Origin of the sequence: uncultured Christiangramia sp. (genome assembly GCF_913046405.1) — a bacterium.
Taxonomy (GTDB): Bacteria; Bacteroidota; Bacteroidia; order Flavobacteriales; family Flavobacteriaceae; genus Christiangramia; species Christiangramia marina.
On sequence record NZ_CAJWRQ010000018.1, the window covers coordinates 1 to 20,984 of the forward strand.

Consider the following 20,984-nt stretch of genomic DNA (forward strand, 5'->3'; position numbering starts at 1 on the left):
ATAAAGATCTCTTTATCTGCGATCGCATATTCAAAACTGAAAATTGCAAATTCGTAATTACCCTGCTGAAGATTCTCTATGCTGAAAACACCATCTTCATTGGTAAGGACCATTTCTGAAACTGTTTTGTTCCATACTTCAGCATTAGCAATAGGTGAGCCGTCTTCGACTGAAGTAACCGTCCCACGAACCGTGAATTGGGCCTGAGCCAGTGAAGTAAACAAGCATATGATACTAAAGACCTTTAATTTCATCCTGGAATGGTAATATGAATTCTTTGTGTTCAAACGAGTCGGCAAAATTAAGCAAATTTACATCAGGATCGATGTAAGGCGCACTCTTTCTCCCGTTAAGCGCCACGTAGTTGTCTACGTAAATCTCTATATTTTGATGACCATCTTTACTGAAATGATCTTCAAGAAATTTCGCGTATTGCAAAATAAAATCTGGCTGGAATGACATCTGTTTTTCCTGGAAAGGAGTCAGAAAATCTGAATTATTAACGTAAAAGCGATTTCCGGTTTCAGCATCTACTATCTTAAATTGAGCGTAACCAGCTTTTTCCATAAGCATCACCCGCCAGCTAAATCTAAAACCTTCTTCAGTCCAAAATAATTCTCCCGGGTATGCTAAATATCTCCATGGTAGTAAAAGCTGAATTGTAAAGAATATCACTACGACAGTTCTCACGATCTTACCAGTAATATCAGGAAATTGGTATACTTCAGAAGTATCGAATTTTGATTTATCGATCTTAAATATTTCAGCAATAAACCGCAGGATCCTGTGGTGTAGCTTCGGACTAAAAAATATCAAAGCGCTTACGATCATGATGTAAGGGAACATTCCAATAGGGAAAAGTACACGGGTAAGAACATGAAAAATGATCACCATGACAAAAGCTGTAAATCGTGTACGATGCCACAGTAGTAAAAATGGAATAAAGAGATCGTACAGCATTCCGCTCCAGCTAAAGGCGTAATGTAACCATTCCTGCTGCATGAGATCTCCCAGCCACGGCAGATCGTATTTGGAGGGTAGCCAGATTTTCAAAGGCATGGCTCTTAACAACCAATCTGAATTTAGTTTTGCCAGTCCCGCATAGAAATATACGATGGCTAGAAGCAGTTTTAAAGAATCCACGCACCAGGCCGGTACTTTTTGAAAGGATTTCTTTCTATCTCTCCAGGCATCTATAGAAAAATACACATTCGCTGGTAGAAAGATCATCAAAAAGCTCAGGATGCTAATAAAGTAATAATGGTTCAAATAAGTTGTTTTATCCATAAGCTCGATGTAGGTGAAACTCAGGAAAAACAAAATGATTGAAAGTCGGTATTTGAAACCTGCTGCGACAGCCAGGGAAGAAAGTCCGCAGATGATAAAAATAAAATAGGTATACTCACCTATTGGCTGTACCCATTCAAATCCATAATAAGAGAAAAAAAATTTCGGGGTGATGTAGAGTTTCTCGATCCAGCCGTTAGCCCAGAAACGCACGATACTGGCAAACATCATCAAACCAAAAAATAAACGAAAAGCCGCCAAAGGGGCAGCTTCCGTATACTTTTTTAGATATTTATTTGCAGAAAACAGCATTCAGATATTAATCTCCATCTGAATCTACATAATCCACACTAATGGATAATGCCTGCATCATGTCAACTTTTAGAAGAATCACAGCCTTCTGTAATTCGTCATAAGCTTCCAGCATTTTAGTGTTATCTTTTTCTACCTGTGATTTCAAATTCGTTTCCAGAGATGAACTTTGAGATTGAATGGCATCTAATTGATCTTCAATTAAACTAGCCAGATCTGATCCGTCTTTCATACTATCCAGATACTCCAGATATTGTTTGTAGCTGCTTCCAGTTCCGTTTCCTGAAAAATGTCTTCCGTAGAAAAAGTCTTCGAAGCTCTGTAACGCTTCCAGGTAAAGTTCTCTTGAAATCTCACCATTGAAACGCGCTTCTACATTCGAAGGAGACGCAGTCCCTGTAAATGCACCTGCCGGAAATCCTATCTTTCCAGATCTAAGAATCTTCTCGAAGTACATTACATAGTCATTCGTAAATTTATCTACAGAACCTGTACTTGATGATGAAGTATTACTTACAAAAGTATCTCTGTAATCTCCATTCCAGGAATTTGAAACTTCAGTAGTAAGAGCATTCATTCTTGAGGCTACAGCGTTTAAATATGCACGGTAGTTCTCATTAGAGCTATATAGGGCCACGGTTTCTTCCGAAGTTCCCATACCGAATAAAAGGTAATCCAAAGCTGGCAGTCCCTGTTCTGCAAAACTGGATGGTAATTCCAGATTAAAAGAACCTGAACTTATTTTAGAATCGATATTCGAGGTATTTGCCGGATAGGTATTTAGATAACTACGATAGTTTATTTCCTCTGCCTTTCCAACCTGGAACATAGAAACCGATTGGAAGCTCTTGTATGCATCTACATAAGCCTCACGAAGTTGCTGCAAACCTGCAGCATCTGGAGCTGAGGTAAAAGCAGTGGCTGCCGTTTCCACATTTTGAGTCTTAGTAGCCATGTTATTATAAGCAGGGACAATGTTATTATCTGCCCAGTTTACCAGCATTGCGCTACGATCAAAAGAATCTGTTCCTCCAGTTTCCCCACCTGTCTCGGTGTCGTCATCTTCAGAAGAACAAGCCGCGAAGATCAGTGCAAATACAATGAATAGTCTTGAAAATTTAATCATATCGTTTAATTGAAAAACCGGAGCACAGGACTCCGGCAAATTATTATTCTGCAGCTTCAGCTACACTAAAATCAAATTCTGCAGCGATCTTTTCTGAAATACTGTCCAGAGTATCAGGACTTACTTCCCAGAATCCATTTCCGCTTAATAATTGATCTTTGAAATTGTTGATATCAGACACGCTTACATAAGGCATGTTTGTCATAGGATTATTGGTAAATCTTAAGCTATAAAGGAAACCATAACCTTCAGATAAGGCATGGAATGCTGCTCCAAACTCACCATTCGCAAGAAGGTTCTTACCATCCTGTAGATAGTACACTGCTCTTACCGCGATCGTTTTGGAAATATTCTCACGAATAATAGCAACCTGCTCATCACGTACTATATAATCCCCTGCAACGATTGCTGCTCTACCAGTTTTAAAGGCTTCAAAAGTTTCTTCAGCCAATCCGGTGAAATCTTCATCTTCATCAACCTGCCCTAAATAGCTGAACAATAACCTATCATCGCTTTCATTCAGGATAGAATTTGGATTGGAAGCAGGAATTGATGGATCACCATATAAGTAACCATAAGCTTCATCCCACTTATGTTCCATCGTCGTATAATTTTTACCTTCTTCCGGTAGCTCATCATCGTTGTTCAACCTGTTATCGGCTTCGTCAAGAACTGGCTGAGACAGGTAGTTATTAAGAATTTGATCTGCCAGAAGACCACCAATTAGCGACTTGGCAAATGCCTGATTTAATTCCAGACCTTTTCCATTCACGTATCTTACACGCGTTCCCTGAGCGATCTGTCCTGCCTGACCTGCTTCTGCAAGCACATCTTTATTTGCTTTAACAGTAGTCATTTGCTCGGTAATCCAGGATTCAAAATCAGCTTTGATCTCACTGGCTTCTACATTATTGGTAGCAAAGTACAGGTTTGAAGCTGCTACTTTGGATTTGATACTTTTACTGGAAGCATTAAGATCTGCATTCGCGAAAGGTGAATTCTCATTCGCAAACATATTCAGCAACATTTCTTCTGAAGCGTTATCAAAATCGGTGAAGTTCGATAGAAGTTCTGCAGACATCTGTAGTCTGGTAGTTTGTCCTTCGAAGTTTACAGTAGATTCACCGTTTCTCGTAAAATCGTAAGAAACCGGTACATCGATATTTTTGTCGTTTAGGATATCAGAGTCATCATCAGATGAACAAGAGCTTAAAGTTAGGGCTGCAACAAAGGCTGAAACGAACAGCTTTTTCATATAGTTTTATTTAGACTGGTTTAAAATAACTAATTCCAGCGCAAATATAATATGAGCTTATAATTACCGCAAATTTATTTAGATTAATTTTAAATAGGTTTTCTAAATACCTGTATTTATTTCAATAAACGCTATTAATGATAGGCGTTGAAGATCTTTGAAGCCTCGTTGTAGGATGACTCGAAACTGGTCATTTTAATGTTACTATCTGCTTTGGCAGCATTAAAATAGGAAAGCATTTTTTCTGAAGGCATATTCCCCGTTAGCTCATCTTTAGCCATAGGGCAACCACCAAATCCCTGGATCGCACCATCAAATCTTCTACATCCTGCCTTGTAAGCAGCGTCGATCTTTTCGTGCCACTTCGATGGAGTCGTATGCAGATGCGCACCAAATTCTACCTCAGGGTATTTGGGAATTAGGTTTGAAAACAAATATTCAATGATATCTGGCGAAGAAGTTCCAACGGTATCTGATAGACTTAGAATCTTCACTCCCATTCCCGCCAGTTTTTCTGTCCATTCACCCACGATCTCAACATTCCATGGATCTCCATAAGGATTGCCAAATCCCATGCTCAGGTAAGCAACCACTTGTTTATTACAGCTGTTGGCAACATCAAGAATTTCCTTTAAAACTTCTACAGATTCAGAAATGGTTTTATGAGTATTCCGCATCTGAAAATTTTCAGAAATCGAAAATGGATAACCCAGGTAATCAATTTCTTCAAATGCTGAAGCATCCTGTGCTCCGCGAGTATTAGCAACGATAGCAAGTAATTTGGATTGCGTTTTAGAAAGATCTAATCTCGACAGCAGATCTGCCGTATCCTGCATTTGCGGGATAGCCTTGGGTGAAACAAAACTTCCAAAGTCGATAGTATCAAATCCACACCTTAAAAGTGACTGAATATACTGCGCCTTTTTCTCTGTAGGAATGAATTCTTTAATTCCCTGCATCGCATCGCGGGGACATTCGATTAGTTTCACTTGAGCCATATGGTCAAAGATAGTATTTTAAAGAAAATTTAAAAAGAATATAGTTTCATTGATAATCTGAAATTTCAGAATCAATTATTCCCAGGATAGCTAAGGATTCTATAATCAGATAAGAATTAGAATCGCTATAAGAATAAAAATGACGACCTGTAACCATTTAAGAAATATTCCAGAAGAAGGATATGATCTTACCCAGCCGGATATCCTGTTTGCGGCGAAGGCTACCAAACAAAAAATGATTAGTGCCTGCAACATGAAAATAAAACCAAGAACATAAAACTGCCAGACGGTATTGCCACCAGGTTCCCATAGAAATCCAGGAAAGAATGCCAGGAAAAAGATTCCAACTTTTGGATTCAGGACGTTCATGATGAATCCCTGTTGAAATAATGACAACAGACTTTTATGCTTAATTCCTTCCGAAGAAAAGGCAATTTCAGGATTAGATCTGTATACCTGGTAAGCGAGGTATAGTAAATACAAAGCTCCGAGTATTTTTATGATGAGAAAAGTAGTATCAGATTGCCGGATGATCGCTGAAACTCCAAAAGCAACCAGGCTAGTATGAATAATTATTCCAGAAACAAGTCCGAACGCCGTAGCGACACCCTGTTTCGCTCCGTATGCGATCGATCTTACCAATACATAGATGATATCCGGTCCGGGAGAAAATGTAAGTAGTATGGAAGCGGTAAGAAAAGGAATTAGTTGTTCGAGCATCTTAACTATAATCCTTTCTGCAGAATCTTCTTATTGATATCTTTTATTAGCTGAGGACCTTCATAAATAAAGCCTGTGTATAGCTGAACCAAGCTTGCTCCGGCTTCCAGTTTTTCAACAGCATCTTCTGCAGAATGTATTCCTCCGACCCCGATTATAGGAAAAGAACGACCGCTTTTTTCAGAAAGAAAACGTATCACTTGTGTAGCCCTTTTTGTGAGAGGTTTTCCACTAAGTCCGCCCATTTCGCTTTTGTTCTCAGACTGCAGTCCTTCACGCGAAATTGTAGTATTAGTAGCGATCACCCCGGCGATTCTGGTTTCCTGAACGATCTCAATTATATCCAAAAGTTGCTCGTCTGTAAGATCTGGTGCGATCTTTAATAAAATAGGCTTCGACTTATTTTTAAGTTCGTTTTTCTTCTGAAGAGTGTTCAGTAGTAATTTTAGTGGATCTTTATCCTGAAGTTCCCTTAAGTTCGGAGTATTTGGTGAGCTAACATTAACCACAAAATAATCTACATAATCAAAGAGTGCTTCAAAAGAATAAACATAATCATCTACCGCTTTATCATTGGGAGTAAGCTTGTTCTTTCCAATATTACCACCAATAAGCACGTTTGTATTTTCCTTTAATCTGGCAACCATCTGCTCCACTCCTTCATTATTAAAACCCATACGGTTTATAATGGCTGAATCTTCGGGTAACCTGAATAACCTGGTTTTCTCATTCCCTGGCTGGGGCTTTGGTGTTACAGTTCCTACTTCTACGAAACCAAAACCGAAAGCTGAAAGTTCTTTGTAAAGCTTTGCATCTTTATCAAAACCTGCGGCCAGACCTACAGGGTTTTTAAACTTCAGTCCAAAGACTTCCCGTTCCAGACGTTTATCAGAAATATTAAATCTTGATCTTAGAAAGGCTAATGCTCCGGGGATCTTGCAAAATTTCCGAAGAAAATTAAAGGTGAAATAATGAATCTGCTCTGGATCGTACTTGAAAAGCGCTGGTCTTATGAGTGACTTATACATCTAGGTAGGTTTATGCAAAAATAGCAGGATTTCAGCAAAATCTATATGAAAACTTAAAAGGTTTTGGCGCGCTACGCTATATATGTATTTTTGAGCAAAAGCTATACTTCATGACCAATACACAACATATCATAGACAGATTTCTAAGCTACGTAAGGATAGATACACAAAGTGATCCTGAAAGTACTTCGACGCCCAGCACCATGAAGCAATGGGACCTGGCGAATAAGCTTGTAGATGAATTGAAGGTTATTGGAATGCAGGATGTAACCATAGATGAGCATGCTTATGTTATGGCAAGTCTGCCTGCAAATGTTCCGCACGAAGTTCCTGTAATCGGTTTTGTCTCACATTTTGATACAACTCCAGATTTCTCCGGTACTAACGTGAATCCGCAGATCATCGAAAACTATGACGGTAAGGACATTGTTCTAAATAAAGAGAGAAATATCATTCTCTCTTCGGAATACTTTGACGACCTGTTACAATATAGAGGCAAAACGATTATCACTACAGATGGCACAACCCTTCTGGGCGCAGATGATAAAGCAGGGATCACAGAGATCATGACCGCTATGGAATACCTGGTTAATAATCCTGAAATTCCGCATGGAAAAATAAGAGTTTGTTTTACGCCAGATGAAGAAATTGGTCGTGGAGCACATAAATTTGATGTAGAAAAGTTTGGAGCAGAATGGGCTTATACGATGGATGGTAGCCAGATTGGAGAACTGGAATACGAGAATTTTAATGCAGCTCGCGCAGTTGTAAAAGTGGAAGGCAAAAGCGTACATCCTGGTTATGCCAAAGATAAAATGGTGAACAGCATGTATATCGCTCAGGATTTTATCAATTCCCTACCAAGAATGGAAACCCCCGAGCATACTGAAGACAGGCAGGGTTTCTTTCATCTAAGCAGTATAAATGGAGATGTGGAGGAAACTATTCTGGAATACATTATAAGAGATCATGACCTGGGGCACTTCCAGGCGCGTAAAGAAATGATGCAGGATCTGGCCAGTGAGATCTGCTCACAATATGACCGTGATCTGATTACTGTTGAAATCACTGACCAATACCGGAATATGCGAGAAAAGGTAGAACCGGTAATGCATATTGTAGACCTGGCCCGTGATGCGATGAAAGCGGTGGACATCGAACCTATTATCAAACCAATTCGCGGCGGGACAGATGGTGCTCAACTGAGCTTTATGGGACTTCCCTGCCCAAACATCTTTGCTGGTGGTCACAATTTCCATGGTAAATATGAATATGTCCCGGTAGAGAGTATGCTAAAAGCTGCGGAAGTGATCGTAAAACTTGCGGAACTTACGGCTAAGAAATACGAATAAAAGATTTTGGTAGGATAAGTTCCATTGAAGAATATGTACTCTTTCATGCCGATTGGGATGCACAACTCAGGCAGCTTGTAGGATTAATGGAACAAACCGAATTGACAGCTTCCATCAAATGGTGAGCACCGGTATATAGCCTGGATAGCAAAAATGTCATAGGCCTTGGTGCTTTTAAGAACCATTTGGCCATCTGGTTCTTCCACGGCGTATTTCTTAAAAAGAACACAGCGCTGCTGGTCAATGCTCAGGAAGGCAAGACAAAGTCCTTGAGGCAGATCAGGTTTGGGCCAAATGATAGAATTAGTAAGGATGCAATTATTTCTTATATAGAAGAAGCAATAGCCAACCAGAAAGCGGGTTTGGAATTAAAAGTGAAACCAAAGTCGCTTGAAATACCTGAAGAACTTGAAGCTATATTATAAATGGTAATAAAGTGCTACAAAGAGCATTTCAGGATCTAAGCTTTGGTAATCAAAAGGAATACGCTCAATTTATTGCTGAAGCCAAAAAACAAGCAACTCGAACAAACAGAATCAAAAAGATCGAACCTCTAATTTTAAAGGGAATAGGACTTTACGACCGCTATAAAAAATAAAAAAGCAGCTCAATGAGCTGCTTTTTTATTTTATAATATGTCTTCGAAGATTATTTCTTCTCTACAACCGGAGCATTCAGTTTCTGACTCATTTCCATTGAAATGGATGAACGATCAAAAGTAATCTTACCGGCGCCTGTTTCAATAATTACCGAATTATTCTTTTCACTGAAGTCAATAATCTTACCGTGCATACCACTTTTAGTAATAATACGATCTCCTTTTTTAAGTTCAGCGGCAAATGTTTTTTCCTGTTTTGCTTTCTTCATTTGCGGGCGTATCATAAAAAAATACACCACCACAAACATCAATATAATCGGTGCAAACTGGGTTAATTGATCCATAAATGCTTTTAGCTAGCTGTTTCTGTTTCCGCAGCTTCTACAAAAGCTTTGATCTTTAATTGTTCTTTTCCAGCTTCAGTATTTGCAGATACTGTTACAGTCTTAGTTACCTGTCCATTACCAGAACCATTGAATTTCACTAACATCTCTCCAGATTCACCTGGTTGGATAGTTTCATTCTTTGGATAAGTTGGTACCGTACATCCACAAGAACTTGAAGCATTGGTGATCACTAAAGGAGCTTTTCCAGTGTTAGTGAATTTGAATACGTGCTCAACGTTTGTTCCCTTAGCTATGTTTCCGAAATCAAATTCAGTTTCTTCGAAAGAGATTTCAGGATAAACAGTCGCCTGTGCATCACGTTCAGCTGAAGCTTCTACGTTCTCTGCTTTTACCTTGTCTGAGGCATTGTCTTTACATCCGGTAAACAGCATAGCCCCTGCAGCTGCAAACATCAAAATTGTTCTTTTCATGACGAAGTTATTTTGTTTAATTTCTAATGGGTAAAAATACTAAAAATTCTTTACTACATCAGGCCCCTGCCCATTTTATTTAGCTTGCCTTCTGTCTGGTATTCCTTGGAAAGTTTGTCCAGTACACCATTAATGAAAATGCTACTTTTTGGAGTACTATACTCCTTTGCGATCTCCAGGTATTCATTAATGGTAACCTTTACAGGGATACTGCTAAATTTTAGAAACTCGCAGATGGCCATTTTTATAAGCACCATATCTACTTCAGCAATCCTGTCTTTATCCCAGTTTGGAGTTTTCCCCAGCATTTCTTCGGAAAGGTCCTCGTCATTTAGATAGGTTTTCTGGAATAATTTTAAGGCAAATTCTTTGTCCTCATCGTTTTTAAACAAACGAGCGATCTGCTTTTCTCTACCGGTGGATTCTTTTAACTTCTGAAGAAATTTAAGGGCGGCGGTATTTACTAACGGAAGATCATCTACCCAGGTCAACTTTTTATCTTCAAGGTAATCGTATAATTTCTCGTTAGGAGCAATGATCTCCTTAAAAATCTGGATAATAAGCTCTTTATCATCCTTGAAACTTCCTTCACGAGTATTCATATATTCTAAATACAGTTCGCTGTTTCTAATCTCATTCCAGATGATCGCCACATATTCATCATCCTGTTTCCAGTGATTGATCTTGTGGTCTTCTAATGCCTTCTGAATACTTTCGTTTTCATTCAGGATCTGGAAGATCTGGTTATCGATAAATTTTCTATTGGGATCTTTTTCCTCGTTAGTGGCAAGGTGTTTTTGCTGGGATTTCTCCAGGTACACTTCAGCATGTTCTCTTATCTCGGTGATCAAACTCAACTGAAGCAGAAAGAGATCGTACATTTCCTGCATACTTTTCAGCAGGAATTTCTCTTCAGTGGCAAGGTTGTCATTCTGGCTTTGGTTAAATGCATACAGTGACTGCATTACTTTAACCCTGATATGTCTTCTTGTCAACATAATTGTAAAAGAACTTTTTAGGAATTAGAAAGGGCGAAAGCTTTTCGCTTTCGCCCTGCAAAAATATTAATAAATTAGAACTGACTAATTTAAATTCTGTTTTTTTCTATCGGCAATACGTTGCTTCGCTATTTGCAAAGCTGCAAAGTGCGTAGTGATATCGTCTTTAGAAGCTTTTTCAAGAATTCTCAAAGTGGTATTGTAGATATTCTCCGTCTTGCGCATGATTTCCTGCTTGTCGTAATTTTCCAATTCAGCATACACATTAATAATCCCACCTGCGTTAATAAGGAAATCTGGCGCATAGACGATACCTCTGTTCTGAAGGATCTGCCCGTGAGCAACCTCATCTGCAAGTTGATTGTTCGCAGCGCCAGCGATGATATCAACCTTCAATCTGTCTATAGTATCATCGTTAATGGTCGCTCCAAGTGCACAAGGTGCATAAATATCTACTTCAGCAGAGTAAATATCTCTATCTGTAAATATATGAGCTCCGTATTTCTTACTTACTTCTGCAAGTCTGTCCTCGTTAATATCTGTGATATAAACTTCAGCTCCATCTCCGGTTAAATATTCTACCAGGGTTTCTCCAACATGACCAATTCCCTGAACCAGAACTTTTTTACCTTCAAGATCATCTGATCCATACTTGAATTTAGCTGAAGCTTTGATCCCCATAAATACACCATAGGCAGTAATTGGAGAAGGATTCCCTGCTCCACCCTGGGATTCTGAGATCCCGGTTACATAAGGTGTTACCTCACGTACGGTATCCATATCTGAAGTTTCCATACCTACATCCTCTGCAGTAATGTATTTACCACCTAAAGAATGTACAAATTCTCCAAAACGCTTCATTAGCGCAGGAGTTTTATCTGTTTTAGCATCACCTATGATAACAGCTTTCCCACCACCAAGATTTAGACCGGTGATCGCACTCTTAAAGGTCATACCACGAGAAAGACGCAATACATCATTTACAGCCTCCCATTCACTAGTGTAATTCCACATTCTGGTTCCTCCCAGAGCTGGTCCTAAAACCGTATTATGGATACCAATTATTGCCTTTAAACCTGTATCTTTGTCGTTGCAAAAAACGATTTGTTCGTGTTCGTCAAAAGACACCTGTCCAAAAACCGGAGCAGCTTTTTTTAGTTCATTTGCATTTAGAACGTCAACTTGCATAATTTGTTGATTTTTAAATTATTCAGATTTTGAATTTGATCAAAAATCCGCCGCAAAAATAATAATTATTTAAAAAGCATGGATTCTAAACGTGTTAAATTACAGAATCCTCAACTTTATAGAATCTCACTGAATGAAGAATCTTCAGCATCTCAATAAATATTTCTACAAATACAAATGGAAACTACTTATTGGATTGGTTATTACGATTGCCGCCAGAATTTTTGGGATCTACTACATCCCTTTAATTGGTAAAAGTACAGTCATTATAGAACAATACATTAATGGCGAAGTGACCAATGTTTCTGTCCTCAAAGATGAACTTCTTTACAATATCCTCCTTATAGTAGGAACTACTCTGATATCTGCATTTCTTACTTTTCTAATGCGACAAACTTTTATTGTGGTTTCCAGACATATTGAATATGATCTCAAAAACGAAGTTTACCGTCACTACCAGGATCTCTCTTTAAACTTCTACAAGAAGAACAGAACCGGAGATCTAATGAACAGGATTAGCGAAGATGTCTCTAAAGTGAGATTATATTTAGGTCCTGCTATCATGTATAGTGTTACGACATTTACCTCAACCGTTGTGGTTTTGATCTTTATGATCCAGGCCGCTCCTTTGCTAACATTGTACACAGTAATTCCTTTACCCATTCTGGCATTTTCCATTTACAAATTAAGTGTTGCCATTCACAAAAGAAGTACGGTTGTACAGCAATATCTTTCAAAACTTAATACGTTCACCCAGGAAAGTTTCAGCGGGATCGCTGTTATAAAATCCTATGGTCTTGAACCTCAAACCAACAAAAACTTTACAGAGCTCTCTAATGGTAGTAGAGATAAGAATATTGACCTGGTAAAAGTACAGGCATTTTTCTTCCCGCTTATGATCCTTTTAATTGGGATCAGTAATATTATCGTGATTTATATTGGAGGAAGACAGATAATTTCCGGAAAGATCGAGAATATCGACGTACTGGTAGAATTCATACTTTATGTAAATATGCTTACCTGGCCGGTTGCAGCCATTGGATGGGTAACCTCCCTGGTTCAGCAGGCGGAAGCATCTCAGGAACGTATCAATGAATTTCTTAGTGAGAAACCTGAAATTACCAATCCCAAGACCGAACAGGATGCGATCAACGGTAGTATTGAATTTAAGAATGTGAGCTTTACTTACGATGATACTAATATTACCGCACTTAAGAACGTAAGCTTTAAGGTGGAAAAAGGGGAAACACTGGCGGTGATTGGAAAGACTGGTTCTGGAAAATCAACCATTCTTGAATTAATTGGTCGTCTTTACGATATTGATGAGGGTGAACTATTGATCGATGGTCACAAAATAGATACGGTGAACCTGGAAAGTCTTCGGGAAAATATTGGCTATGTACCACAGGATGCTTTCCTGTTTAGTGACAGTATTAGAAATAATATCAAATTCGGAAAAACAGATGCTTCCGAAGAAGAAATTATTACAGCGGCGAAAAATGCTTCCGTACATAAGAATATCCAGGGCTTCAGAAAAGGTTACGACACAGTTCTTGGTGAACGCGGAATCACACTTTCTGGCGGACAAAAGCAACGGGTGTCTATCGCGAGAGCAATTATACATGACCCCGAAATTCTCTTATTCGACGATTGCTTATCTGCAGTTGATACTGAAACTGAAGAGGAAATACTCAATAATCTCTTTGAAATTACAAAAGAGAAAACCACGATCATCGTAAGTCACAGAATTTCTTCAGCTAAAAATGCCGACAGGATCATTATCCTCGAAGACGGACTGGTAGTACAGGAAGGCAGTCATGAGCAGCTGATCACTAGTGAAGGATACTACAAAGAACTCTACGCAAAACAGCTAAATGAAAAAGAAATGTGAAAATTTTTTGCTAGATGTTAAAAATTTTTAGATTTTTGAGCTCGTTAATAACAACCATTAAAGAATCTATTTTATGAGCGACAAGGGAATGATGGAGAAAGAGGAAATATTCTCTAAAGTTTTAAGAGCAGGAAGAAGAACTTATTTTTTCGATGTTAGAAGTACCCGTGCAGATGATTACTATCTAACAATTACTGAAAGCAAGAAGTTCACGAACGACGATGGTTCTTTCTACTACAAAAAACACAAGATCTACCTTTACAAAGAAGATTTTGATGGATTTAGAGAGATCCTTGAGGAAATGACGGACTTTATCGTTAATGAAAAAGGTGAGGAAGTGATCAGCGAACGTCACCAGAAAGATTTCAAGAAAGAATATGATGAGCAGCCAGTTGAGCAAACAGCATCTCCGGCAGCAGAGAAATTTACAGATGTAAGTTTTGATGATATCTAGACAAAACGTCTATACACTATATAAACCGTCCCTATCAGGACGGTTTTTTTTATATTAGGGCTTTTCAAAATAAACCAATGCGCAAACTTTTATTTTTTTCTCTTTTTCTAGTACTACACATAAGCCATGCCCAGAATGATGATCTGTCTATGAGCTATTATTTACCGACTGATATTTCTTACAATGAATCCATTCCTACTCCTGAAGAAAGCATTGGATTTATACCCGGTGAATGGCATGTAAGTCACGACCGCCTGGTTTCATACATGCATACCCTGGCAGCGGCCTCTCCCCGACTAAAAATTGAAAATCGCGGAACTACTTATGAGGGCAGGCCATTGATCCTGCTCACTGTTTCTTCTGAAGGGAATATTGCAAATCTTGAAGAGATCAGAAAAAAACACATCAAGATAGTCTCTGAAAATTCTTCGGAAGATCTGTCGAACATGCCCGTTGTAATTAACCAGGGATTCTCCATCCACGGAAACGAAGCCAGTGGATCCAATGCTGCCCTTCTCTACGCCTATTACCTCGCCGCAGCTGAAGGTCCCGAAATCGAAGAAACTTTAAAAAATACAGTAATTCTCTTAGATCCCGCTTTCAATCCAGATGGGCTTCAACGTTTCGCCTACTGGGCAAATACTAATAAGAGTAAAAATATCAATCCAGATCCTCAGGACAGAGAATACAGCGAGATCTGGCCGGGCGGAAGAACCAATCATTACTGGTTCGATATGAATCGAGATTGGCTACCGGTGCAATTACCAGAGTCCCAGGCAAGGATCAAAACATTTCACGACTGGTATCCCAATGTTCTAACAGATCATCATGAGATGGGATCAAATTCTTCGTTTTTCTTTCAACCCGGGATTCCCTCACGTACGCACCCGCTCACTCCGCAGCTGAACCAGGATCTGACTAAAGAAATAGGAACTTATCATGCTCAGGCTTTTGATGAAATTGGATCACTGTATTACACCGAAGAAAATTATGATGATTTCTACTACGGAAAAGGCTCTACCTTCCCAGACATTAATGGAAGTATAGGAATTCTTTTCGAACAGGGAAGTTCTCGGGGTCACGCTCAGGAAACTGATAATGGTATTCTTACATTTCCATTTACGATTCGCAATCAATTCACAGCGGCGCTTTCAACTTTAAAAGCTGCTGAAAATATGCGTGAAAAATTATTAAACTATCTGCGTAATTTCTTCAAAGAATCCCGGAATAGTGCATCAAGTGGTGCCTATGCGTTTGGTAGTGAACATGATCCTATCAAGGCCTATGAACTTGCAAAGATTTTGAAGCGTCACCAGATCGAAGTCCACAAAGTGGATAAAGATTTTACGGAAGCGGGCTTAAAATTCAAAAAAGGAAATTCCTATGTAGTACCAAAGGATCAAAGGCAACACCGACTATTAAAGGCGATGTTTGAACGAAGAACTGAGTTTCAGGATAGCCTGTTCTATGATATATCTGCATGGACATTCCCCTTAGCGTTCAATCTTGACTTTTCTGAAGATGTTGCGATGAAAAATGCCGGAGAGAAGATCCAGGAACTGGAAATACCTACACCAGAACAACCTGAGAAAAGTTCTTATGCGTATTTGCTAGACTGGCAAAATTACCTTGCTCCAAAAGCTCTGAATATGATCCTGGAGAAAGGTCTTCGCGCTAAAGTTTCCATGGAAGCATTTACCTTTGAAGGCAATGAATTCGCTGCAGGAACGATCATGATTCCTGTCCAGAATCAAAAATTAGAGCAGGATGAGCTTTATAGTTTCATGACTGAAGTTTCAGAAGCAAGCCATATAGCCATTAAGGGAATTCCAACCGGAATGACCGGCGGAATTAATCTTGGAAGTAACCAGTTTAGGGCAATCGAACACCAACAGGTTGCCATTCTGGTTGGTGGATCCATATCTTCCTATGATGCCGGTGAGATCTGGCATTTGTTCGATCAGCGTTACGACATGAAAATTACCAAACTTGATCTTAAAGATCTCTCCGGAAGTGACCTGAGCAGATATACCGATATCATAGTACCAAGTACCTGGGGCGGTGGATTGAATGATGGAGTTGCGACTCAGCTGAAGGATTGGACTAAAAACGGAGGAACCATCATAGGCTTTAGAAGTGCTGTAAACTGGCTAAAAAATAATGATTTCATTGATTTTGAAACTAAAAAAACAGAGAATACTGCAAAGGATGTCAGTTTTGGAGAGCGTGGTGACTTCCGTGGCGCACAAGTAATTGGTGGAGCGATCTTTGAAGCAGATCTGGACAGAACTCATCCAATCGCTTTTGGATACAATAGAGATAAAATCGCGCTCTTCAGAAACACCACGATTTTTATGGAAGCCGATAAGCAGAGCTATAAGAACCCGATTCGATATACTGAAGAACCCTTACTGAGTGGATATATAAGCAAACCAAACCTGGATTCTCTTGCCGGAACGGTTCCGTTTAAACATGACAGACTTGGCCGCGGGGAAGTGATGCTTTTTACAGACAACACAAACTTTAGAGCATTCTGGTACGGTACTAATAAATTACTGATGAATGCTATCTTCTTCGGAACAGAAATGTAACCGATAGTTTGGGTAAATTTTAGCAATCTTATATAGTCGGTTACATAACTTTGTACCGGTTTGTTAAGGAACAATAGCTCCTATAAAGTCAAACCTATTGGACCTATTCTCTATCACATAAAATTCATGCTTATAAATTCCAATTATTGAAATTCTCCGGATTTAAATCATGGTTGCGAAATGAGAGGTTTTTGAGTTACCTCAACAGTCTCTCCTTTTTCGCCAGTTGCATTGCATTGCTTGTAGCTCTATATGATCTAGGATTTAAACAGGAAGATCTTCAGGAAGCCCAGCTAAACAGTTTTTATTATGTAGTCTTATTGATAGGGATCGCTGCGATCCTGTGTCGGTATTTTGTTCTAAAGGTTAAGGTTCCTGCCAAGATAAGGATCCTCGACGCTATCCTTGGAACGCTTATTCTCCTGCTAAGTATCGTGAAGACAGATGTTCTTATGGAGAATTTTCCGGGTTTGCAATTCCTCAATAAGATGGCTTACATGTATTTCGCATCGCTCGTCTACTTCATACGAGAACTTGCCACCATCAATTTTAGATTTAATAAAGCATACCTAAATCCAGCTCAGCTATTTATAAGTAGTTTCCTGGGTATTATATTAGTCGGCACTGGTTTACTAATGTTGCCTAAGGCGACACATGAAGGAATCGGACTTCTGGATGCACTTTTCACTTCTACAAGCGCAGTATGTGTGACCGGTCTTATCGTTGTAGATACCGGTTCTTATTTCACTACTTTCGGGCAATCCATCCTTCTACTTTTAATGCAGTTAGGCGGACTCGGGGTCATGACCTTTGCCAGTTATTTTAGTTACTTTTTTCGTGGACAGACCAGTTTCGAGAATCAGCTTTTACTCAAAGATGCTACCAATTCAGAACGTATAGGTGAAGTTTTCGGTGTACTTAAGAAAATTCTTTCCATCACTTTTATTACTGAATTGCTGGGAGCTGTTTTTATATATTTCAGCTTAAGCGAAAATGAATTGAGCCAGATTAGTGACCGCATATTCTTTTCGTTATTTCACGCAATAAGTGGCTTTTGTAATGCAGGATTCTCTACGCTTGAAAACAGTCTTTATGAACCAATTTTCAGATTTAATTATCCGCTGCATCTGGTAATTGCCGTATTATTCATTCTTGGAGGGATTGGTTTTCCTATAGTTCTGAATATTTATAAATATCTCAAATATACATTTTCAAATCTACTGCTTAAGCTCAATAATAAAAGGCCTTTACCTTACTCGCCATGGGTGATCAATCTCAATACACGAATCGTCATTGTTACCACGATAATCCTCTTAAGCGTGGGAACTTTAGGTTTCTATATTTTAGAATACAACAACACTTTGGCGGAACATAACTGGTTTGGGAAAATCGTCACTGCATTCTTTGGAGCTGCTACGCCGCGTACAGCCGGTTTTAATACTGTAGACATGCAGGCATTAAATGTAAGTACGCTTATGCTTATTTTTATGCTCATGTGGATTGGAGCCTCTCCTGCATCTACGGGTGGTGGAATAAAGACGAGCACTATCGCCATTGCCGCCTTAAATTTTGTTAGCCTTGGAAAAGGCAAGGATCGCATCGAGGTGTACAAAAGAGAAGTATCAAGTAATTCTATTCGCCGGGCATTTGCTATTATATCGCTTTCACTTATGGTGATTAGCATCGCTATATTCCTGATGACGATCTTCGAAAAAGATATAGCGATCATAGATATTGCATTTGAAGCATTTTCGGCTTATAGTACCGTGGGACTTTCCACAGGAATTACTTCCAGCCTTTCATCTTCGTCTAAGATCGTTCTTATATTTACGATGTTTATAGGAAGAGTTAGCATGCTCACCCTTTTAATTGCTATGCTTCGGAAGGCTAAACACCTTAATTACAGAGTGCCTACAGATGAAATTTTAATAAACTAACACATGAAATATATCGTAATTGGTCTTGGAAACTTTGGATCGTCCATTGCAGAACAGCTTGCAGAAATGGGCAACGAAGTTATTGGTGTGGATATTAGTATGAGCAAGGTTGAAAGCATGAAGGAGAAAATTACTCATGCTATTAGTCTGGATGCAACAGATATGGAAGCCGTTAAGAATTTACCACTGAAGGATTGCGACGTGGTGATCGTTGGGATTGGAGAAGATAAAGGTGCCAATATCATGGCCGCCGCGCTTATGAAGCAAATGAAGGTGAAAAGAATTATAAGCCGCGCGATAGATCCACTACAGCGAACGGTATTGCAAACGATGGGTATTACAGAAATTATTCATCCTGAAGAAGAAACTGCTCACCGCTGGGCACAAAGATTAAATCTTGAAGGTGTGGTAGATAGTTTTGAACTGGACAGTAATTTTAGCATTGTTGAGACTAAAATACCTGAAGAGTATCACGACAAAACTGTAAAGGAACTGGACATCAAGGGAGAATTCAATATTCTTATACTTACGACCATGAATGTTTCTGAAGGTAAAAACGAGCTTGGAACTCCAACTGAAAGAAACACCGTACAGGGAATTGTGCATGCAGATACCAAATTATATAAAGACGATATCATGGTGCTTTATGGACACAATAAGGATATTCGTAAATTACTGGATCAACATAAAAAGTTTAAGGAAGCCCAGAATTAAGCAATCCTGAGTCCATTTGGTACTTTTTGATCTGGTGAGAGCAATACAACATCAGTTTCATCACTTACCACTCCCATCACTAGACATTCGCTTTTAAAACCGGCAATTCTTTTTACCGGGAAATTGACTACGGCGATCACCTGTCTACCGGGAAGTTCTTCTATCGTGTACCGCCTGGTGATCTGTGCAGATGTTCGCTTCGTACCAATTTCTTCTCCAAAATCTATCAGCATCTTATAGGCCGGCTTTCTAGCCTTCGGAAGTTCCTCAGCTTCCAGAATTGTTCCTACTCGCATATCAACTTTCTCGAAATCCTCCCAGCTAATTTCACTTATCATATTCAGAATTTAAAGATGGAAATATAGAGAATATTGAGCATTAATAATTAATTTTAAAGAAAAAGATGTCACTTACATCCTCCAAAATGCTTCCGCTTGGAAGCGATGCTCCAGACTTTAAACTGATGGATACCCGAACCGGACATCTGCTGGATCTAAAAAATATCAAAGGCGAAAAAGGAACACTTATCATGTTTCTTTCAAATCACTGTCCTTTTGTAAAACATATTAACGGGGAAATTGTGAGACTCGCGAATGAATACAGGCAACTTGGCTTTGGCTTCGCGGGTATAAGTAGTAATGATCCCGAAAGTTACCCGGAAGATCATCCAGACCTGATGACAGAAGTTGCATCGAAAAATCAATATTCATTTCCTTATTTATTCGATGGCACTCAGGAGATCGCAAGAAAATACCAGGCAGCCTGCACTCCAGATTTTTTCCTTTTTGACGCTGAACTTAAATTGATATATCGTGGGCAACTGGATGACAGCAGACCAAATAATGGTCTGCATTCCAACGGAAGAGACATCAGGGAAGCGATGGATGCGGTGTTGAATAATCGTAAGGTCAATAAAGATCAAAAGCCATCGATTGGTTGTAACATCAAATGGAACACTTAATTTAACTTGATCTTTTCATTTGACTCCCTACAATTCTTTAAATTTGAATAACCTACTATTTCAGTAGGATTTAATAACAAAAAAAACAGATTGATTATGAGTGATTTGAAATTAGGCGATATAGCACCAGATTTTACAGCAGATACATCTGAAGGGAAAATTAGTTTTCATGAATTTCTAGGCGATAGCTGGGGAATCCTATTCTCTCACCCGGCAGATTATACTCCAGTTTGCACAACTGAATTGGGAGCTGCCGCGAATTATGCTGAAGAATTCAAGAAAAGGGATGTAAAAGTACTGGCGCTTAGTGTTGACGGAGTAAAGTCTCACAAAGACTGGATTAAGGACATTAATGAAACTCAGAATACCACGGTGAACTTTCCGATCATAGCAGATGAGGATAAAAAGGTTTCAGATCTATACGGAATGATCCATCCAAAAGCTGACAACACACTTACCGTACGCTCGGTATTCGTGATCGCTCCAGATAAGTCCATTAAATTGACGCTTACGTACCCTGCGAGTACAGGTAGAAATTTTGAGGAATTACTAAGGGTAATTGACTCTTTACAACTTACTGCTTACAATAAAGTAGCAACGCCAGCGAACTGGAAACAAGGTGATGATGTAGTAATTAGTCCATCGGTAAGCAATGAGGAGGCAGACAAAATGTTCCCAAAAGGCTACAAAACGCTAAAACCTTACCTGAGAACAACTGCACAACCGGAACTAAAAAAGTAATATTTCGATTTATAAA

22 protein-coding genes are annotated in these 20,984 nt (G+C 39.1%); 10 read left to right on the top strand and 12 right to left on the bottom strand.

What is annotated here, in order from left to right; all coding sequences use genetic code 11:
- The 7 genes from QZ620_RS03990 to QZ620_RS04020 form a co-directional block, all read right to left on the bottom strand.
- Positions 1 to 254: carboxypeptidase-like regulatory domain-containing protein (locus QZ620_RS03990; protein WP_295179324.1), on the bottom strand; the 254-nt coding region annotated here is incomplete at its 3' end.
- Positions 235 to 1,599, bottom strand: a complete 1,365-nt coding sequence (locus QZ620_RS03995; RefSeq protein ID WP_295179326.1) for an HTTM domain-containing protein — start codon at positions 1,597 to 1,599, stop codon at positions 235 to 237. The genes QZ620_RS03995 and QZ620_RS03990, both read right to left, overlap by 20 nt.
- 7 nt (positions 1,600 to 1,606) lie before the next feature.
- Positions 1,607 to 2,725, bottom strand: coding sequence for an imelysin family protein (locus QZ620_RS04000; protein ID WP_295179329.1), 1,119 nt, complete (start codon positions 2,723 to 2,725; stop codon positions 1,607 to 1,609).
- A gap of 43 nt (positions 2,726 to 2,768) precedes the next feature.
- Positions 2,769 to 3,980, bottom strand: a complete 1,212-nt coding sequence (locus tag QZ620_RS04005; protein ID WP_295179331.1) for a DUF4856 domain-containing protein — start codon at positions 3,978 to 3,980, stop codon at positions 2,769 to 2,771.
- Between the two features lie 134 nt (positions 3,981 to 4,114).
- A complete protein-coding gene (locus QZ620_RS04010; RefSeq protein WP_295179332.1) occupies positions 4,115 to 4,978 on the bottom strand; it encodes a hydroxymethylglutaryl-CoA lyase in 864 nt (287 codons plus the stop codon).
- A gap of 105 nt (positions 4,979 to 5,083) precedes the next feature.
- Positions 5,084 to 5,698 (bottom strand): LysE family translocator, encoded by a 615-nt coding sequence (locus QZ620_RS04015; protein ID WP_295179334.1) that lies wholly within the window; start codon positions 5,696 to 5,698, stop codon positions 5,084 to 5,086.
- A gap of 5 nt (positions 5,699 to 5,703) precedes the next feature.
- Positions 5,704 to 6,726 carry a quinone-dependent dihydroorotate dehydrogenase gene (locus QZ620_RS04020; RefSeq protein WP_295179336.1) on the bottom strand — a complete coding sequence of 341 codons (1,023 nt, stop codon included), beginning with the start codon at positions 6,724 to 6,726 and terminating at the stop codon, positions 5,704 to 5,706.
- A gap of 110 nt (positions 6,727 to 6,836) precedes the next feature.
- Here QZ620_RS04020 and pepT point away from each other — a divergent pair, with 110 nt between their 5' ends.
- From pepT to QZ620_RS04035, 3 genes are all read left to right on the top strand, one after another.
- Complete coding sequence (gene pepT, locus QZ620_RS04025; protein ID WP_295179337.1) at positions 6,837 to 8,078, top strand: peptidase T; 1,242 nt, start codon at positions 6,837 to 6,839, stop codon at positions 8,076 to 8,078.
- A 185-nt stretch (positions 8,079 to 8,263) separates the two neighbouring features.
- Positions 8,264 to 8,503, top strand: coding sequence for a hypothetical protein (locus tag QZ620_RS04030; protein WP_295179339.1), 240 nt, complete (start codon positions 8,264 to 8,266; stop codon positions 8,501 to 8,503).
- 11 nt (positions 8,504 to 8,514) lie between these two features.
- A complete protein-coding gene (locus QZ620_RS04035) occupies positions 8,515 to 8,676 on the top strand; it encodes a YdeI/OmpD-associated family protein (RefSeq protein WP_295179341.1) in 162 nt (53 codons plus the stop codon).
- A 50-nt stretch (positions 8,677 to 8,726) separates the two neighbouring features.
- Here QZ620_RS04035 and yajC read toward each other — a convergent pair whose 3' ends face one another.
- The 4 genes from yajC to QZ620_RS04055 form a co-directional block, all read right to left on the bottom strand.
- Positions 8,727 to 9,020: a preprotein translocase subunit YajC gene (yajC, locus tag QZ620_RS04040; RefSeq protein WP_295179343.1), complete on the bottom strand. Its 294-nt coding sequence runs from the start codon at positions 9,018 to 9,020 to the stop codon at positions 8,727 to 8,729.
- 8 nt (positions 9,021 to 9,028) lie between these two features.
- Complete coding sequence (locus QZ620_RS04045; protein ID WP_295179344.1) at positions 9,029 to 9,493, bottom strand: DUF1573 domain-containing protein; 465 nt, start codon at positions 9,491 to 9,493, stop codon at positions 9,029 to 9,031.
- Positions 9,494 to 9,546: 53 nt separating this feature from the next.
- The gene (gene nusB / locus QZ620_RS04050; protein WP_295179347.1) at positions 9,547 to 10,491 is read right to left on the bottom strand and encodes a transcription antitermination factor NusB; all 945 of its coding nucleotides are present in this window, start codon (positions 10,489 to 10,491) and stop codon (positions 9,547 to 9,549) included.
- Positions 10,492 to 10,575: 84 nt separating this feature from the next.
- Entirely contained in the window at positions 10,576 to 11,679 is a 1,104-nt protein-coding gene (locus tag QZ620_RS04055) for a Glu/Leu/Phe/Val dehydrogenase (RefSeq protein WP_295179349.1), read from the bottom strand.
- A gap of 133 nt (positions 11,680 to 11,812) precedes the next feature.
- On the opposite strand from QZ620_RS04055, the gene QZ620_RS04060 reads away from it, so the two are divergent.
- From QZ620_RS04060 to QZ620_RS04080, 5 genes are all read left to right on the top strand, one after another.
- Positions 11,813 to 13,570 (top strand): ABC transporter ATP-binding protein, encoded by a 1,758-nt coding sequence (locus tag QZ620_RS04060; protein ID WP_295179351.1) that lies wholly within the window; start codon positions 11,813 to 11,815, stop codon positions 13,568 to 13,570.
- A gap of 73 nt (positions 13,571 to 13,643) precedes the next feature.
- Positions 13,644 to 14,024: a PUR family DNA/RNA-binding protein gene (locus tag QZ620_RS04065; RefSeq protein ID WP_295179352.1), complete on the top strand. Its 381-nt coding sequence runs from the start codon at positions 13,644 to 13,646 to the stop codon at positions 14,022 to 14,024.
- A gap of 77 nt (positions 14,025 to 14,101) precedes the next feature.
- On the top strand, positions 14,102 to 16,615 hold the full coding sequence (locus QZ620_RS04070; protein WP_295179354.1) for a M14 family metallopeptidase: 2,514 nt from the start codon (positions 14,102 to 14,104) through the stop codon (positions 16,613 to 16,615).
- Positions 16,616 to 16,806: 191 nt separating this feature from the next.
- Positions 16,807 to 18,552: a potassium transporter TrkG gene (locus QZ620_RS04075; protein ID WP_295179356.1), complete on the top strand. Its 1,746-nt coding sequence runs from the start codon at positions 16,807 to 16,809 to the stop codon at positions 18,550 to 18,552.
- Positions 18,553 to 18,555: 3 nt separating this feature from the next.
- On the top strand, positions 18,556 to 19,266 hold the full coding sequence (locus QZ620_RS04080) for a TrkA family potassium uptake protein (protein ID WP_295179358.1): 711 nt from the start codon (positions 18,556 to 18,558) through the stop codon (positions 19,264 to 19,266).
- Here the strand turns inward: QZ620_RS04080 and QZ620_RS04085 are convergent.
- Positions 19,263 to 19,604 (bottom strand): tRNA-binding protein, encoded by a 342-nt coding sequence (locus QZ620_RS04085; protein WP_295179360.1) that lies wholly within the window; start codon positions 19,602 to 19,604, stop codon positions 19,263 to 19,265. The two genes, QZ620_RS04080 and QZ620_RS04085, sit on opposite strands and share 4 nt — an antisense overlap.
- A gap of 65 nt (positions 19,605 to 19,669) precedes the next feature.
- On the opposite strand from QZ620_RS04085, the gene QZ620_RS04090 reads away from it, so the two are divergent.
- The gene (locus QZ620_RS04090) at positions 19,670 to 20,227 is read left to right on the top strand and encodes a thioredoxin family protein (RefSeq protein ID WP_295179362.1); all 558 of its coding nucleotides are present in this window, start codon (positions 19,670 to 19,672) and stop codon (positions 20,225 to 20,227) included.
- A 96-nt stretch (positions 20,228 to 20,323) separates the two neighbouring features.
- Positions 20,324 to 20,968, top strand: a complete 645-nt coding sequence (locus tag QZ620_RS04095) for a peroxiredoxin (RefSeq protein WP_295179364.1) — start codon at positions 20,324 to 20,326, stop codon at positions 20,966 to 20,968.
- The last annotated feature ends 16 nt before the right edge of the window (positions 20,969 to 20,984 follow it).